Origin of the sequence: Nostoc sp. (assembly GCF_036917455.1) — a bacterium.
Lineage (GTDB): Bacteria > Cyanobacteriota > Cyanobacteriia > Cyanobacteriales > Nostocaceae > Nostoc.
This window is the reverse complement of sequence record NZ_JBALDK010000170.1, coordinates 18070-32582: the sequence shown is the minus strand read 5'-3', so window position 1 is coordinate 32582 and position 14513 is coordinate 18070. Positions and strand designations below refer to the sequence as shown.

Here is a 14513-nt window from a genome sequence, read left to right as displayed (position 1 = left end):
TGTCATGGTAGTAGCATTTACATCAAATCCTGATGCTTACAATTGATTCTTCGTTAGCCACATCTGCCACAGGCAACTACACCGCAGCACATCTGCTCGTTGTAGCACGCGTGGAAAATAACTTTGCGCCCTTGGCGGTTATTGACTATGGGGAAATTGAAATATTAATTGTTGAACCAAATTCAGAGGCGATCGCTATCCCTGAAAACTGGATAGATGTAAGGGCGATCGCCTCAAATGGCCAAACTTTTGCCCCAGCAGTGGATCTCGAATCGCCTCAAGCAGGGGAATTTGTTTACAATCCCTACATTAATACAGCGCAAGTTTATGGGGCAGTAGGGCGCAGTCTGCAAATTTACGGTATTACTCAAGCAATCAAATTCTTCCCTCCCTTACTTCCCCCTCCCTACCCTCAACTCTTTACTAATTTGCCCCTAGAGGGAGTTATTCAATTTACCCGTCAATTTCAACAGCAACCTAGCGCCCAATTTGAATTAGAGTTGAGGTTGCCCAAAGCACAGATACAGTCAATTTTTACACCAGGGGCAGAATTGGATTTGTATGGAATTCCTCTAAGAATTAATAGTTTAAGTATCAAGGAATTGCCTTACTCAATTTACCCAGATAGGCGTTGTAATGTAAGTGTGTCGCTCGGTTCGCGCTGGGATAATTATTTAGATGAGCCTTGTTTCTTGCGAGCGGATGGGGGGAATAGCTTACCTAGTAATGAGCCATTCCAAGACCCCGAATGCACAACGCCCACGCCTAAAAAAGACGACCCCAACTTTAACACCACTGTGCAGCAACTGCTTGCCAAGCTTGGTATTGCTTACACTGGACTCAATATGCCGCCTGTGCCCATACCCAAAGGCACGCTAAAAGACACGACAGTGAATCCAGTCCAGTTGCTCGGCGATCGCCTATTGGTTGCAAATTCCTTTGTTCGTTGGAGTAATGCATCTGCAATTGAAGTCGTGCCGATTGGTAGCACAAGAGTTTGGAATTATCAAGAAGCAGATATTGAAGGTGAGATTGATACGAGTTTTGAGGCGATCGCCCATACCAGCAAACGCCGATTAACCTCAATCGCTAACTACAATCCCCCGCCCCCAGATTTAGTAAATTTTCCCAGTGCGGCACAGTCGCTACCGATGCCACAATTGCGAGGCGAGTTGCCGACGGCGTTGGCGTTTGAATACCCAAATAGCGAATTGACTGGGGAATTTAGCGAGATTCAAGAGTTGCCCCAAGAATTTACACAAGGGCAAAAGCCAAGATACATCAGAAAGCCGGCCATTCGTGAAGAACGAATTGATGGGGATAAAAACGCTCACACTTCGTTAGAGGGTGTAGAGTCGATTCGGAATATGTCGTTGATTTTTGATATTGGCGGCCAAACTAAAACTCGAAGTACAACCATTACTGAGGGCGGCGCGACTATCAAAGTAGTTGATGAAATTTGGGGTTTTGTTTGCTACGCTGCTCAAATTTACGACAATAGCCGCGATCGCCTTAACGGCAACCCCAATAATTACTGGGTGTGTCTGAAACGAACTACCACTGACTACATCTACGACGAAGGCACTGGCTACCTACTCTCTACCTCAACTTGCGGCTACAACACCGTCCGTTATCGTCAAGAATCGGCAGACAATCCTGAAACGCTAGAATTAGATCCGAGCGATGTAGAATACGATTTATACAAATTTATTCAAATCCCCGTAATTGGGCGGACTAGCTACTATCTCAAGTTGATGCCTGAGCATAGTAGTGAGGGGTTATTTGAGGTAACAAAGGTTTGTAATCGAGATGGGACTAGTACCCAAGAAGTGCTAATTAACCCAGACTACGCACCACCTTATTATGTAGAGTATGAGCGCACTGAATCAGTAGCATTTGCTAATCGCCCAAATCCAGACAATGAAGGACTAACGGCGGATTCCGTGGGAGAAGAATCGCGGTTTGAATCTTTTACCCAAGTTGTTGTTGCAACCTATCAAGAAAAATTAGTAGGGTTTGATGGCAGATATCCAATCTACGAGCGCGGTACGGAGATTACACCCCAAAAGTTTGTCAGATATATCAAGCAATTCAAAGCCCAAGGCCCGGCGATAGCCACTGCCTTAGAAGAAATTTCCATTGAGGAAGGTACTGGTGAATTACCTGTTGCAACAAGGCGACCGCCACAGTTTACCGCATTGCAGCCGGCTGAAAAACCTACCAAGACCCAAGAAGAGAAACAGCAATATCGGTACTTTCTGCAAACTGCGGGGTATACTGCCAAAAGCCCAATTAATGGTAGCGAAAGTTTTCCTTTAGCTAAAACTTTTGAAGAAGCCCTAACTGCTGCTCGGTGTAAATTGGCAATTGAAAATTGGCGAAATGGGTTTACCGAAACGTTGCAAATCGGCGGGAATTTAGAGATTAAGGAGGGCGATCGCTTTAACTACATTTGCAACGGTGAGTTTCGCCAAAGGGTAGTTTTAGGGGCGCAGACTACACTCAATATCTTGGGTGCGATTGACAGTCAACCTAAAGTCACTTACGTTACCTCTCTTACCTTGGGACGATGGATGTTGCCAGAACTGACTTATAGTAAAATACCCGTACCTAAAGAAGCACTTGCACCAAGAGCAAATATTACTGTGACAAATGTGATTGATGCAGAACTGGGAAGTATCATAGATTGGGCACGAGTTAAAAGTCGAAGGAATCCTTGAGTGGCAAAATGAAATTTTGTATTTTATGTATTATGATGACTATTTTTCTGATATCAACAATTTTCTTAATCCAAAAATCAAAGCACATTGCTACTGCTGCGGAGGTGCAGTGCCAAATTGGTGCTTAGAACAAGGGGAAAGAGAATGGTACTGTCCTTGGTGTGGCGATATTGGTGACTCGTCTTTCTGGTCTGCTACCACGGACCGATCTCCAATGCCCAATCTCCAATGTTTAACTGAACTAAAAAGACAAAATGGAGATTATGTACACAATAGCTAAAGTATCTGAGCCTTGGCGATCGCTATTTCCCAAAATTACAGAAACTGCTACCAGCGTTGAATTCACCGTCAGGGGGCAGACTTTTATAGTTGAGATCCCCAAGAGGCGCTCGTCTGTGCAATTAACTCGTCAGTTAAGTTACAAAAGTTAAAAAACAATCGCATTGATATCAGAAGTCTGGGATAAATTGTAAATTTCTTGGTTTGCTGGTATGGATACTCTACTCTTTTTTCTGGCGTGGGGCAGCAAATTGTAATTTTCATCCAGATTTCCAGATAAATTGATTGAAATCGCTTTTTTCGTTAAGAAAAGCGATTCATCCTGTAAGTAAGAAAAAAATTGCCCTCCTTTAAAAACATAAGGATCGGTCAGAATGCTGAGTTTTTTATCTGCAATAGATGTATTGATGCTTTCAGGTATTAATTCAATATTTGGTAAAGAATCGTGAGTTATAGCAGATTGAATAAACCGAGCAAATATTTTCTTATCTTTAGTGAAAAGAAAATTTAATGGCAAACCTCCGCCGCTTGACTGTCTTATCGTTGAAGAGTTAGTAAAATAAGTATATTCAGTTTCAATATTAAATATTTTTGTTTTTTTGATGCCATCGGTGATAAAACTTGGCATCAAAATCTGAAAAATTACCGCCGTGGCTATATAGCTTCTAGCGGGAAAATTAACACTTCCGTTTGTAAAAGTAAAGTCATATCGAATATCGATAGTTTTGATATTGTTTGAGTTGCTGCAATAAAGGATAGGTGTTTGATAATACCCTCCATATCCATCTTCTCTGTCACCACCGTAGACTATCTCACGAAATTCTCCTGAATAGCTTCCATCAGGATAATCAATAGTAAATTTACTATTGATGTCACCAGATTCTGGAAAACCATAGCTAAATTGGACAAATTTGATTCTAATATTTTCCGAATAAGCTCCTAAAGAAAACGCTACGTGAAAATGATTAAAGCTGGGCGATTCGTCTACTGTTTTCTTGGGTGGGTCGCGGTCTGTTAGCAAAAACACTGCTTTGGGTTTTTGCATAATTTTTTTATCTGTTTTGCGGTACTCAATATTTCTTTGGGGAAATTGGTTGTTTTGCTGTATTTCAACCCCTAATAAATACCAATTACCCTTATCAGTGAGGATAGCGATCGCCTTCCCGGCTTTTAAGTCAGTTAGGTAAGTTACTGTCTCTGTAGTGCCATTAATTTCTATCGCTGCACTTTGTCCTTGATTACCTTTAGAGATAGTAACAGGGAGCATGTTGCTGATTCTAAAACGATTCTTAATTTGTTGGTTAGTTATTTCCATTTAATAGTTAAGAAAATGGCAGCGAAGGATAATTTGATTTGATACTATTTTTTACTGCTACATCTTTACTCGTTCCTGGCTGAATATATTCTGAATAAACTAACATTAAAGCGATATCTCCAGAGAATACTCTGTTGTTAACCCCTATCCTGAATCTATCCCCTGGCAAAAATGAGCTGGGCTGAACGCCTTTTGAGATTCGATCCACAACTACTTCATAAGTAGTATCAGAAGCATGAATAGAAATTAAATGATTTCCAATGTTAGGCATACTTGAAGGATACCCTTCAAATCTACTACTCTTAAAAGTTCCAAAGTACCCAATACTCCCATCTACAAACTTCCAATAATCGTCTAAATTAGCAGTTCTTGCCAAATTGTAATTAGAGTCACCATTTAAGCTACAAACACAATATAAAGTTGCGCCAATCGCAGTTTGTAGAAAAGGTGAAACTTGCAATTCTTGCGTTCCCGTTCCATTCCACCTCAATACCTGTTTGCCATCAAGCCCGATTGCGGTAGCAGGCGAATTAGTGTTTAAGGGAGTTGCGTTTCTGTCGTTACCTGATTTATCGAGTAAGGATCCATTATCTAAATACAATGCCATTCCAGAAGGGTAATCTGTTGAATAAACTTCTTGAACGCTTTCAAGTCCAGATACAATGGGCGATCGCATCCTATTGGGATATCCATTGATGGGTAATCTGTAATTGCTCATGTTTCAATTTGATAGCTAATAATAATTTCAGCGTTAGATGCGGCTGTGTACCCTCCTCGGATTTCATCGTTTGGCTCAAGAAATAAATCAAAGACCTCCAAATTATTATTAGCTGTAATCGGTTTAGCATTAAATATTCTGCTTGTTGTCCCTGTGGAGCTATCGTATAAAGACAACGATATTGTTCCCGCAGTAGTACCACAAGAACAAATAACATGAGTAATTCTAATTGTTTCTGATGTCCCAGCTATTAACAATGAAGTAGTTAATACGGTGGTCAAAATCAAAGGTTTGACTTTATTGGAGATTGACATATTATCCGTAAAATAAATTGTATTTCCAAGTATTACTATCTAACAACGCGATCGCATCTGTTGTGCCATTGTTTTGTTTTCTTACTTTTAAGAACCCCGTAACGTTATCTGCATACAATCCCAACTCATTGCTTGCTGTGGTCGGAATGGTGGTATACGTAAGAATGATTGAACTAGCGCTGCTAACACTACCCGCATCCCCAATGTCTCCTTTGTCTCCTTTGTCTCCCGGATCACCCTTACTCCCTTTGACTCCACTAGCGGCAACCGATTGAGGTGAGGCGATGGTACTGCTAACTGCTGTGTTAGTCGAGTATAAGTTGGTAATTGTAATTGAAGTGGGATTGGGGATAGAGGCGATCGCATACGTTCCAGCGTTGGAAATAAATATTGTTTGTCCTGTAGATAACCAACTGCTGTTAGCAACTGCAACAGTTACGTTGCTCCCTACTGCGGGTTGTACAAAAGATGCCGTGGTTATGGTGTAGGCATTTTGCCCAGGTTGTCCATCAGATGCAAAGCTGCTAAAACTAAACCAATCGCCAACTCCGTCACTTGAAGCTACGATGTTGGGTAAATCTTCAGCAGCGGTTGATGAGGCGTTATATCTGTACCATCCTGGGAACCCCTCGCCGCTATCCTTGACACCCAAAAAAAGCCCGTCAACTCTTTTGAGCTCAGAGGAGTTGTTCAAAACTTTCAATGCATCAATATCTTCGACAAATAAAGCATCATAAATAAATCCCATAGGTTTTACGCGTATAAAATGTTTCCGTTTGAATCGACCAAAATTAAACCACTGCTGTCAACTAAAACAGCATCAAAATTACTCGTGCCGCCGCTACCACCACCCCCCGTAGTTGGCGGGAAGCTAAAAGTTAGGTACGCTTGATTGCTTGACCCCGTGTTGACTACCGATGGCGTTTCCCCAGGGTCGAGGATAGCTATCACTGGGTTAACTTCAATGCTTGCGGGCTGAAAATCGCCCTTGAATTCCTTCACACAAGGCGGGGATGCGTGAGAGATTGAGGTGATTTGATTACCGTCGTAGGTAAAGCTATAAGCTACGCGGTAAGAAGTGGACGGAAAGTTACCAGTACTTGATGGGGCGATCGCCCCATCAAGAGGTGCAAATAGCGAAAAGTCTTCATTACTTATAGGTAAAGTATCAATTACTCCTTGCGTCCAATCGGCGATTGTAAATTGCTGGGATGATGAAGCGACAACAAGGAATCCAGAGAAACGGCGGATTTCTAAAGTATCTTGACGTTGCAAATAGATGTTCACGCCGTAAGGATTGAATACTCCTTTGTTGTTACTAGCTAACACGTCTGGATAGTCGGCGCGGATTGTTCCCATGCCATTGACGGTGCTTGGGTAATTGAGAGTTGCGCTAATTCCAGTGGCGATCGCAGTGTAGTTGCTCCACGCCCCTGCAACGCTTTCCCCCGAAGCAGTAGAAACGATGGCCCTTATTCCTTCGCTGGCTGATGGGATGTAACCTGGGGACTCTGTAAACACATCAGCATTGCCGTTGATGATTATTTTTTGCCCTGCGGTATTGGGTTGCAGTCCCCCAAAGCTACGCCTTGGCTTTTCGGGAAAGTCGTAACCACCAATTAGGACACTGCCAGACAGTACATCATAGCTAAGTCCAGTACCGGGAACTACTCGATAGCGATCGCCTATATCAAATACTGTGCCAGTAGGTAACAGTTTTCCTAGTGGATTGTAATCTCCTGATTGCACACGGGTTACAGGGAATACACCAATTACATCTTTTACAGCAAATTCAGCAGCTGCAAAAAATGGTTTTACTGCAAGGGCGATCGCCTCACCTGGTTGCAAGTCATCAATGGTGATAAATGGAGTGGTTAACTTGGGAGTCCACAGGAAATATGCTCCACAATTGGGAAAGTCGCGCCCATCGCTGTCAGTCAAACGGACAGTGCCATCAGATTGAATGAATCCGATGAACTTCACCATGAATAGTCCGCTAAGTAAATCGGGCGATCGCTTGTTGTTGTATTCCAGTTCAATGCCGAATTCTGTCCCAGAGGGTATCGCGTTTGAATTATCGTTGTAAATCCAGTACTTCGCCTCCCACCCTGGAAGGTATTTACTCAATGTTTCGCCAGGATACGGGGGGGTGGGGATTGTAGTAATTGGGTTGATTGAGTTGATTGGGCGATCGCTCCCAACGCCTGCGCGAGTATCTGATACGTAAGCACTTGCTCTCCCAATTCTTACCCATTGCCCAATATCACTCGCAATTACATCGTTGCTCAAAGGCAATTTAGAGTCAGCGCGATACTCTACAAAAATCGATAAATTGGTAATAAATCGCACTTGCCCATCCAGCCTATCCACGCCTTGAGGAAGATTCCCCACGCTGGTTACGGAGGGAGCTAAGTCTATGTGAATACTACGGGTTAATTCTAGCGTTGTTGACAATAATGCTTTCACTGACTGCGGTTCAATTCCTGCTCCGTATTGAAACCCTGGGACACGAGCAATTTGGACGTGGGTTGAGGGGTCATTTGTTATACCAGCAGAGATAATGAAATAATGCACATCCCATCCCTCTGGCATTTGAGGAATCGTAATGATGATCTTTTGATTGGTGGTGTAGGCGATCGCGCTACTGATGGATGGCATATTAAATCCGGCACGGTTTTGCAATTGGAAGGAAAAGTACAAGCTACCAGCACTCAAGCTGCCCCCGCCTGCGATTGCGATTTCAAATTCTGGACAAATTTCGCCGACTCCTGCATATTGTGCAAGCATAAAAATTATATATAAGTATTTAGTGCCACAGCTAAAGTATTTGCCATTTCCGCAGCGCCAATTAAAGTAGGGTGCGTACCATCACTGTAATAGGTGGTATTAGTAGAATCCAAAAGATGAGAATTAGTGTCAAAATCAATTATGGCAGTTGCGCCATCATTAACAGCACTATTTCTAATTAGATTGTTGCAATCTGTTCTTGCAGTATTTTGAGTACTATTAAAGCCTGCTCTGGGCAATACTGTAGCTACAAAAACTCTATCGACCCCTGCTGTTTTTCTTAATTGCCAATAAGATTTTAAATTATTGTAGGCTTGAGTTCCACTAAGGTTATTCAAAAAGATATCGTTTGTACCTTCGTGTAAAATCAGGCTTATTTTTGCATTGCCTGATTTTTCGACCAAGAAAGGATCTAAATGAGTTGGCGCGTCTATAGCCATCTGAGTAGTAGACATGCCGCCCAAAGACAAGTTATACCATCTAGCGATATTCTTATTATAAGTAACAGCTAAAGCTTTAACCATTTGTGCAGAAGGTGTATTGGCATTCCCGTAGGAATAACCTTGCCCTATTGAATTGGAGTTGTAGATCCACAAATCAGTAGATAATAAAGAACTTGGCTTGTAATCGGCAGGCAATAATGCTTGAAAATATGCGTCTATCTGAGAAACTTCTGATGCGTTGACACCCCTAGAATAGAATCCAGCTTTCATCAAAGCCATATTACCCGCAACGGCGCTAACACCGTTATATTGGTACATATTGTATAAAATACCTGTGCCAGATAAAGCATTGGGAAATGTACCAGCGCCTGCAATTACGCCATCAACATAAATAGTAAGAATGCTATCATTGCGAGTAATAATAGCCAAATGCACGTTTTTATCTTCCCATTCATGCCTGGAAGAAAGAATGGAGCTATCTGCTGATATTTGAACACCACTATTAACAGCCCAACTATTCTCAAATATCAACGGCATATTACCAGTGGTGTCGTATAATCCTCCGAAGAGATTCAAATTCTGTAAAGTGTTTCCAGAATAGGTATGGTAGCCTAGAAATATTTGAGTAAAATCACTGCAATTACTCAAATTTATATTACCTGAAGAACTAAGTCCCCCGCCAACAATCGCAGTTTTACCAGATGCTCTTATATCTTTGGTCGCAGGATAATTTGAACTTGAGCCAGATGATGCCTGGTTTACTGAAAATGCATTAGTTCCAACACCAGAGACAGAAGCAACTGTATTAGATCCTGTGACAGTCAATTGGCTGCTATCAAAAAAGTTATGCCCAAAAATTTCAGTAAAGTTACTTGGTAAAACTGCGATCGCTCCAGGTATGGTGTCCCCTCTAATTACCTGCCAGACAGCAGAGGACTCATCTGAATTAGAAATAACCAAAAGTTGTAGTGTCGCATTGATTCCTGCCAACTTTTTATGTCCAGAGAATGAAATTAAATTAGCTCCATCTCCTTCTTGAAATTGTAAAGTCCCTGTCCCGCCTTGAATTAAAATACACTGAAATCCTGCAAATATATCGCTAGGCAAAATTACTAAGCTTGGAGTATTCGTGGTGACTTTAATTATGCTATTGTTGTCGCTTGCGACAATAGTATAATCTGCTGTTTGCTCTTTGATTTTCATTAATAAATCAAACTGCATCTTCCCATCAGGACTAACAGCGATCGCCTTGGTTTTACCATCTGGGCCAAGCCCACCGATTAATTGTATGAAGTTTGGGTTAGTCATGTCCTGCTAAACCTATACTGAATTGATGCGATCGGCGCTCTTATGTTTGGGGCAGATCCATTTTTGGTAAAGACTATATTAAATCCTGTGTTTAATTTGGTATATTTTGTATTAATCGCATTACTGCTTTTGCAAATATAATCGGTTGCTTCACCTCCATTTCCTGTTGTAATATTGATTGATTGCAAATTAGATGTAGTATTTCTGAACTGCAATGCCCAATAATTAGTAGCGCTTAAATTTCCAGATAAAACGCGGAACGTTCCATGAATTTTATATAAGTAGATATCATAATCATTACCTTGACTAAAAGGGATATTGTCGGTGGTACTTGAGACATCACCAATTACGCCACCAATCAATACCCCTTGTCCTGACCAAGCATGAATAGATTGTTGATGTAGGGATCTGGATAGCCATAAAGACCCATTCCAAAACCACTCCATAATTAAATCATTATTTGCGTCAACTTCATTATGGCGATCGCCCCGATTGGGTGAAACGGGAACGCCGACAAAAGTAGTTTCCTTTATACCACCTGTTTGAGATACAACGCTGATATTGGTAGGCATTAATTAAGTAAGCGAGGTTATCCAAAAAGTTGTGCCAGTTGCAGCGGCTCCAGCATCTTTGGTCGGATCGTAGGCGATCGCCCCTATCGTGTCATTTCCTATCGCTTCCCAAGAAAGCCCTTCCCCAGGCAATATATTAGCTCCTAAAACAACCCCAGTTTTAGTCCCCGCGTTGTAAATGAAGACTGATTTTGCTCCGGCAGCAATACTACCTGCTGTCGTTGTGTTTAAATATCCTGGGGTTCTTTGAATGCTGATGCTGGATGAAGATTGAGCTTGATATGTAATTGCCATTTTAATTACTCTTAAGTCAGTGTAACAATCATAAAAATCGTGTTTGTAGCATTATAGGAAATTTCAGCTATGGTGTCGTTCCCTGTCGCCTCTAAAGATATTGAGTCGCCTGGTAAAAATTCAGTACCAAGTAACAATCCGTCAGCCGCTCCAATATTGGCAATGAAAACCATTTTTTTTCCACCAGAAATTACATTTTGATCGCTGACCTTTTTGATCTCGGGTACTCTTTCAATGCTAGAGATATTGGGATCTGTACTATCTTCACTCTTCTCTGATAGAATCTTGCCCTCTTCACTAACTAATAAGGCCTTAGTCCTTCCGCTTGAATCAACACCTCCCATTAATTGGATAAAACCAGGATTCGTCATAAACTAAAACCCGCTTTTTTGAGTTGTTCAACTCCTTGTTGCTGCTCAAAAAGTTGTAAATCTCGCTCTCTTTGCAACTCATCAATTGCAACTTGACCCCTTAAGCGATCGCCCACTTGTTTGGTTAACGCAGCAAGTTGAGCAGGCGATCGCTCCTGAGCTAACCATTGGATTGGCGCGGAATTTGGCAGCATCAATAATTCAGCTAAGACATCAAGATTGAAATCACCTGTAGAAGGAAGAAGTAAGGAGGAAGAAGGAAGGAGGCTAGAACCTTTACTTTTTCCCTCTTCCCTCTTCCCTCTTCCTTCCTCGTAATCAAAACCCATCAATAGCTCAAGCCCAGATATCCAAAAATTTCCTCTTGGTTCGGCCGCAATAAAAAAGCTGTGTCTTGACTCGCGTTGAATTTTAGAGGTGTCAAAATTTGGGGACAGGCGATCGCCTAACTTCTGGTAGTATTGGGCAAAATTTGGGAACAACACAGCATCAGATTCTATTAAGTGGTGGTGAGAGAGACTCCGAACTCTAGATAGTAATTCTAGGTGGTAGGCGCGGATTGTTGTCGCTGTGGCAAGAGTTGGGGCCGCGACAAGGAAGAAATCATCAACCGCATCAAGCCGCCAAAAATCTAGCACACTACATCTAAGTTGGCGTAGAACATTTGAAAACCTAATCCAGTCCCATCATTAGCGTCTGGGGTGATATTAAAGTTAGCTTGTCTTTCTGGCTTTTCATTAATATCGCCGCCAGGGATTCTAGAGCAGTATCTTGCTCTAAAACCTGCAACTTTGTTGTTAAAATCAACACCCATTGCTTTGATTTCAACAAGTCCCAATAGTTTAGCTGTAATCAACGTTGCAACCGGAATGGGGCAGGGAACCCATCCTTCTATTTTGGCTCCAGTTGTGGCTAATTCAGCACTTAAAGTAATAGCAAGATGTTGTCCAATCATCATTTCGTCGTCTGCTGGATCTGCTGCAACAATTGAAATTACTTTAGAAAGCTTAGTTACAGGGTCTATATAATAAATTTCTGTATTCGGTTCTGCTGTTTGTGCTGTTACCGAATAGCCATACTCTCCCGCAACTCTAGCTGGAAACGTCGTTTTAGTTGCGTCTAGCTCAAAATATGTAAATCCATCTACGTAGCTAGTCGCAGACTCTAATAATCGCCCATGAATAAATGTGTCAAATTCTGGAGCGGCTTCGGCACAAACAATACTTATTTCTGGATCTAGTCCATCAATATAGGCTAACTCCGTCACCGTTTGACCTTGACAATTCTTGCCTTTAAGTTTTTGCAAATTTTCATTTAACTTAATCCCTAAAGTACCAGGAGTGGTAATGATTGGCATAGGAATTTTAACTGTTTCAGTATCTATAGTGGCATACCTTGAAACGCCAAACCGGGAAAAAGTTCTTAACCCATATTGAACATTACCCATAAGTTACCTTTTTACAATTATGCAAGGGACACTAACATTAACAATGTAAAAATAAATTCCTTGATCGCTTTTCATGAAGCGATCGCTTTCCAAATAAATTTCACCGATTACACCTTTGACGCATGGGTGAAACCCCATTAATAAGTTTTCTACGTCCTCCAACAATTGAACGGTTTTATCCTCATTACGAAAATCCTTGACTTCAATTGATATCTGGAAAGTGCGATCGCCTTGCTGTAATCCAACTGTTTCGGTCGTAGATGGCGGGGTAAAGGTTGTACTACCGTAGCCAATGCGAATCGTGTAATCAGCCCGAACTTGGGATTTGGAGCCTGCCTCACCATCTGTATCATCAGCGATTATTTTGGCTCTGTCGGATAGGGGTTGAAGGTGTAAGGCGATCGCGCTTTTGATTTGAGTCAGCATCAGTTATTAATTTCCAGCACCACCCTCGTTTATTGCAGTATGAATAGTTTTTCTAATTTGCTCAAGAATTGAAGCTGAAAGCTCTTGATTAGGCGAATAACTGTGTCCTATATAGCCAGATATAAGTTGGGGCGAATCGTTATAGGAACGATTGATCGTTTCTAATGCTTGAACAACACTTGATAGGGTTTGTAGAGTAGCATTTAACGCCAACAATCTTTTTAACAATTTCCTTAAGTATTGTTCAGCACCAGCAATCTCTTTGATAATCTCTTCATTATTTGGTTGCATATTTCAATGAGTACGAAAGTTTACAAAGTACCCGCAAGAGACAATTGCAATCGATACCCTTCTAACACCCAAAGTTGATTTGCCGCATCTTCTCTAGCAACTCTTCTACCAATTTCTAAATCAAAATTAGCAGGATCTACACATGCGCCACGTCCTGTCACGGTAAAGCCAGATTCTAGCCTGTAGCTAACTAATAATTCCTTATCCCAAAAAACATGTTCTTGAGTTTGAGCATTATCCAAAAGAGTGTCAATTTGCTCTTGGGTTATCTTGTTTTCAGTAGGCATAATTTTAGCTCAGGTTTTTAACGCTTTTTCTAACCACAGAATAGCTGTTTGAATATGGGTCAATGCGATTGCACTAGCTCTATTAGGATTTGCTTCCTGTTCTCTTTGAAGTTTAAATTCTGATTCTCTTAAATGAGTAAGAGAAAGTGGCTCTTCATTCTCTGACATCAATACAACCTCAATCTATCTTCAGTAAACACCGCCTCACCGCCTGGAATATAAGAAGCAGTCCAATCGTTTAGCAACTGGCCGCGATCGTCAATCAATTGATTTGTGACTGGTCTTTGTAAAAACAAAGTACCGTCATCTAAAACCAGCTGCATCACCCCCTTTTCAATATCTTTCAACCGGGCGATCGCGTTATCATATCGTTTAGCGAACGCCTCTGGTGCATTATTTTGAGCCAATCTATACCAAGCAATATCAATGCAATAGCTTTTCAAAATACTTGGGACTGGATCGACGGGAATCTGATAGCGAGTAGCAAGATAAGAGTTTATTTCGCCACTTGCTGCAAGTAAAGCCTTGTTTAAGCGATCGCTATTTACCGTAGTAGCAGATGGGTCATCAAGATTAGTCAATTCAACCGTTTCTTGAAGACCGACCTCTTCTTCAAATTCCTCAACAGTTGCATAAGGCATTATTTTAATTTCTTCAGTGTTTCAGCCTTCTCATCTATTAAAGATTGAGGTAAGGTCTCTTGCTCGTTCTGTAATTCAGTTGGAGATGGTGGCGCGTCCTGTCCTCCTGAATCAAGCGATAGCGGTTCTTGCGAACTACTGGCTACGACGACCACAGCCGCTTCAATTAAAGGGGCGATCGCCTTGGCATCTCCCTCAAAGGTTTCTCCATCCTCAAATGTTTCCCCATTGAATTGAACAGGGCCTAAAATGACCTTGACAAGAGTTAATTTTTTGACTTGTGATTTTGCCACTTTGACC

19 protein-coding genes are annotated in these 14513 nt (G+C 41.6%); 2 read left to right on the top strand and 17 right to left on the bottom strand.

Features of this window, described 5'->3' with window-relative positions:
• Positions 1-32: 32 nt before the first annotated feature.
• Both V7K42_RS18040 and V7K42_RS18035 read left to right on the top strand, forming a co-directional pair.
• Complete coding sequence (locus V7K42_RS18040) at positions 33-2720, top strand: hypothetical protein (RefSeq protein WP_334918412.1); 2688 nt, start codon at positions 33-35, stop codon at positions 2718-2720.
• Between the two features lie 254 nt (positions 2721-2974).
• Positions 2975-3151: a hypothetical protein gene (locus V7K42_RS18035; RefSeq protein WP_334918410.1), complete on the top strand. Its 177-nt coding sequence runs from the start codon at positions 2975-2977 to the stop codon at positions 3149-3151.
• Here the strand turns inward: V7K42_RS18035 and V7K42_RS18030 are convergent.
• The 17 genes from V7K42_RS18030 to V7K42_RS17950 are packed head-to-tail and all read right to left on the bottom strand — an operon-like array spanning position 3148 to position 14506.
• On the bottom strand, positions 3148-4314 hold the full coding sequence (locus V7K42_RS18030; RefSeq protein WP_334918408.1) for a hypothetical protein: 1167 nt from the start codon (positions 4312-4314) through the stop codon (positions 3148-3150). The genes V7K42_RS18035 and V7K42_RS18030 overlap by 4 nt on opposite strands.
• A gap of 7 nt (positions 4315-4321) precedes the next feature.
• Positions 4322-4990 carry a hypothetical protein gene (locus tag V7K42_RS18025; RefSeq protein WP_334918406.1) on the bottom strand — a complete coding sequence of 223 codons (669 nt, stop codon included), beginning with the start codon at positions 4988-4990 and terminating at the stop codon, positions 4322-4324.
• A gap of 38 nt (positions 4991-5028) precedes the next feature.
• Positions 5029-5346 carry a hypothetical protein gene (locus tag V7K42_RS18020; protein ID WP_334918405.1) on the bottom strand — a complete coding sequence of 106 codons (318 nt, stop codon included), beginning with the start codon at positions 5344-5346 and terminating at the stop codon, positions 5029-5031.
• A gap of 1 nt (position 5347) precedes the next feature.
• Positions 5348-6094 (bottom strand): hypothetical protein, encoded by a 747-nt coding sequence (locus V7K42_RS18015; RefSeq protein ID WP_334918403.1) that lies wholly within the window; start codon positions 6092-6094, stop codon positions 5348-5350.
• Between the two features lie 5 nt (positions 6095-6099).
• A complete protein-coding gene (locus V7K42_RS18010) occupies positions 6100-8133 on the bottom strand; it encodes a hypothetical protein (RefSeq protein ID WP_334918401.1) in 2034 nt (677 codons plus the stop codon).
• Between the two features lie 5 nt (positions 8134-8138).
• Complete coding sequence (locus tag V7K42_RS18005) at positions 8139-9884, bottom strand: SGNH/GDSL hydrolase family protein (RefSeq protein ID WP_334918399.1); 1746 nt, start codon at positions 9882-9884, stop codon at positions 8139-8141.
• Entirely contained in the window at positions 9881-10456 is a 576-nt protein-coding gene (locus tag V7K42_RS18000) for a hypothetical protein (protein WP_334918397.1), read from the bottom strand. The genes V7K42_RS18005 and V7K42_RS18000 overlap by 4 nt, the downstream gene beginning before the upstream one ends.
• 3 nt (positions 10457-10459) lie before the next feature.
• Entirely contained in the window at positions 10460-10750 is a 291-nt protein-coding gene (locus V7K42_RS17995) for a hypothetical protein (RefSeq protein ID WP_334918395.1), read from the bottom strand.
• Between the two features lie 11 nt (positions 10751-10761).
• Positions 10762-11121 carry a hypothetical protein gene (locus V7K42_RS17990; RefSeq protein WP_334918393.1) on the bottom strand — a complete coding sequence of 120 codons (360 nt, stop codon included), beginning with the start codon at positions 11119-11121 and terminating at the stop codon, positions 10762-10764.
• Complete coding sequence (locus tag V7K42_RS17985; RefSeq protein ID WP_334918392.1) at positions 11118-11759, bottom strand: hypothetical protein; 642 nt, start codon at positions 11757-11759, stop codon at positions 11118-11120. Before V7K42_RS17985 ends, V7K42_RS17990 begins: the two co-directional genes overlap by 4 nt.
• Positions 11753-12568 carry a hypothetical protein gene (locus V7K42_RS17980; RefSeq protein WP_334918390.1) on the bottom strand — a complete coding sequence of 272 codons (816 nt, stop codon included), beginning with the start codon at positions 12566-12568 and terminating at the stop codon, positions 11753-11755. The genes V7K42_RS17985 and V7K42_RS17980 overlap by 7 nt, the downstream gene beginning before the upstream one ends.
• A gap of 3 nt (positions 12569-12571) precedes the next feature.
• Complete coding sequence (locus tag V7K42_RS17975) at positions 12572-12994, bottom strand: Gp37 family protein (protein ID WP_334918388.1); 423 nt, start codon at positions 12992-12994, stop codon at positions 12572-12574.
• 6 nt (positions 12995-13000) lie between these two features.
• Positions 13001-13285, bottom strand: coding sequence for a hypothetical protein (locus V7K42_RS17970; protein WP_334918386.1), 285 nt, complete (start codon positions 13283-13285; stop codon positions 13001-13003).
• A 20-nt stretch (positions 13286-13305) separates the two neighbouring features.
• Positions 13306-13572: a Gp49 family protein gene (locus V7K42_RS17965; protein WP_334918384.1), complete on the bottom strand. Its 267-nt coding sequence runs from the start codon at positions 13570-13572 to the stop codon at positions 13306-13308.
• Positions 13573-13581: 9 nt separating this feature from the next.
• On the bottom strand, positions 13582-13740 hold the full coding sequence (locus tag V7K42_RS17960) for a hypothetical protein (RefSeq protein ID WP_334918382.1): 159 nt from the start codon (positions 13738-13740) through the stop codon (positions 13582-13584).
• Positions 13740-14213 carry a gp436 family protein gene (locus V7K42_RS17955; RefSeq protein ID WP_334918380.1) on the bottom strand — a complete coding sequence of 158 codons (474 nt, stop codon included), beginning with the start codon at positions 14211-14213 and terminating at the stop codon, positions 13740-13742. The genes V7K42_RS17960 and V7K42_RS17955 overlap by 1 nt, the downstream gene beginning before the upstream one ends.
• Entirely contained in the window at positions 14213-14506 is a 294-nt protein-coding gene (locus tag V7K42_RS17950; RefSeq protein ID WP_334918378.1) for a hypothetical protein, read from the bottom strand. Before V7K42_RS17950 ends, V7K42_RS17955 begins: the two co-directional genes overlap by 1 nt.
• Positions 14507-14513 lie beyond the last annotated feature (7 nt).

Bases quoted from the DNA above. Each gene is read 5' to 3' on its own strand.
- V7K42_RS18040 (WP_334918412.1), top strand. From the start codon at position 33: ATGCTTACAATTGATTCTTCGTTAGCCACATCTGCCACAGGCAACTAC.
- V7K42_RS18035 (WP_334918410.1), top strand. From the start codon at position 2,975: ATGGAGATTATGTACACAATAGCTAAAGTATCTGAGCCTTGGCGATCG.
- V7K42_RS18030 (WP_334918408.1), bottom strand. From the start codon at position 4,314: ATGGAAATAACTAACCAACAAATTAAGAATCGTTTTAGAATCAGCAAC.
- V7K42_RS18025 (WP_334918406.1), bottom strand. From the start codon at position 4,990: ATGCGATCGCCCATTGTATCTGGACTTGAAAGCGTTCAAGAAGTTTAT.
- V7K42_RS18020 (WP_334918405.1), bottom strand. From the start codon at position 5,346: ATGTCAATCTCCAATAAAGTCAAACCTTTGATTTTGACCACCGTATTA.
- V7K42_RS18015 (WP_334918403.1), bottom strand. From the start codon at position 6,094: ATGGGATTTATTTATGATGCTTTATTTGTCGAAGATATTGATGCATTG.
- V7K42_RS18010 (WP_334918401.1), bottom strand. From the start codon at position 8,133: ATGCTTGCACAATATGCAGGAGTCGGCGAAATTTGTCCAGAATTTGAA.
- V7K42_RS18005 (WP_334918399.1), bottom strand. From the start codon at position 9,884: ATGACTAACCCAAACTTCATACAATTAATCGGTGGGCTTGGCCCAGAT.
- V7K42_RS18000 (WP_334918397.1), bottom strand. From the start codon at position 10,456: ATGCCTACCAATATCAGCGTTGTATCTCAAACAGGTGGTATAAAGGAA.
- V7K42_RS17995 (WP_334918395.1), bottom strand. From the start codon at position 10,750: ATGGCAATTACATATCAAGCTCAATCTTCATCCAGCATCAGCATTCAA.
- V7K42_RS17990 (WP_334918393.1), bottom strand. From the start codon at position 11,121: ATGACGAATCCTGGTTTTATCCAATTAATGGGAGGTGTTGATTCAAGC.
- V7K42_RS17980 (WP_334918390.1), bottom strand. From the start codon at position 12,568: ATGGGTAATGTTCAATATGGGTTAAGAACTTTTTCCCGGTTTGGCGTT.
- V7K42_RS17975 (WP_334918388.1), bottom strand. From the start codon at position 12,994: ATGCTGACTCAAATCAAAAGCGCGATCGCCTTACACCTTCAACCCCTA.
- V7K42_RS17970 (WP_334918386.1), bottom strand. From the start codon at position 13,285: ATGCAACCAAATAATGAAGAGATTATCAAAGAGATTGCTGGTGCTGAA.
- V7K42_RS17965 (WP_334918384.1), bottom strand. From the start codon at position 13,572: ATGCCTACTGAAAACAAGATAACCCAAGAGCAAATTGACACTCTTTTG.
- V7K42_RS17960 (WP_334918382.1), bottom strand. From the start codon at position 13,740: ATGTCAGAGAATGAAGAGCCACTTTCTCTTACTCATTTAAGAGAATCA.
- V7K42_RS17955 (WP_334918380.1), bottom strand. From the start codon at position 14,213: ATGCCTTATGCAACTGTTGAGGAATTTGAAGAAGAGGTCGGTCTTCAA.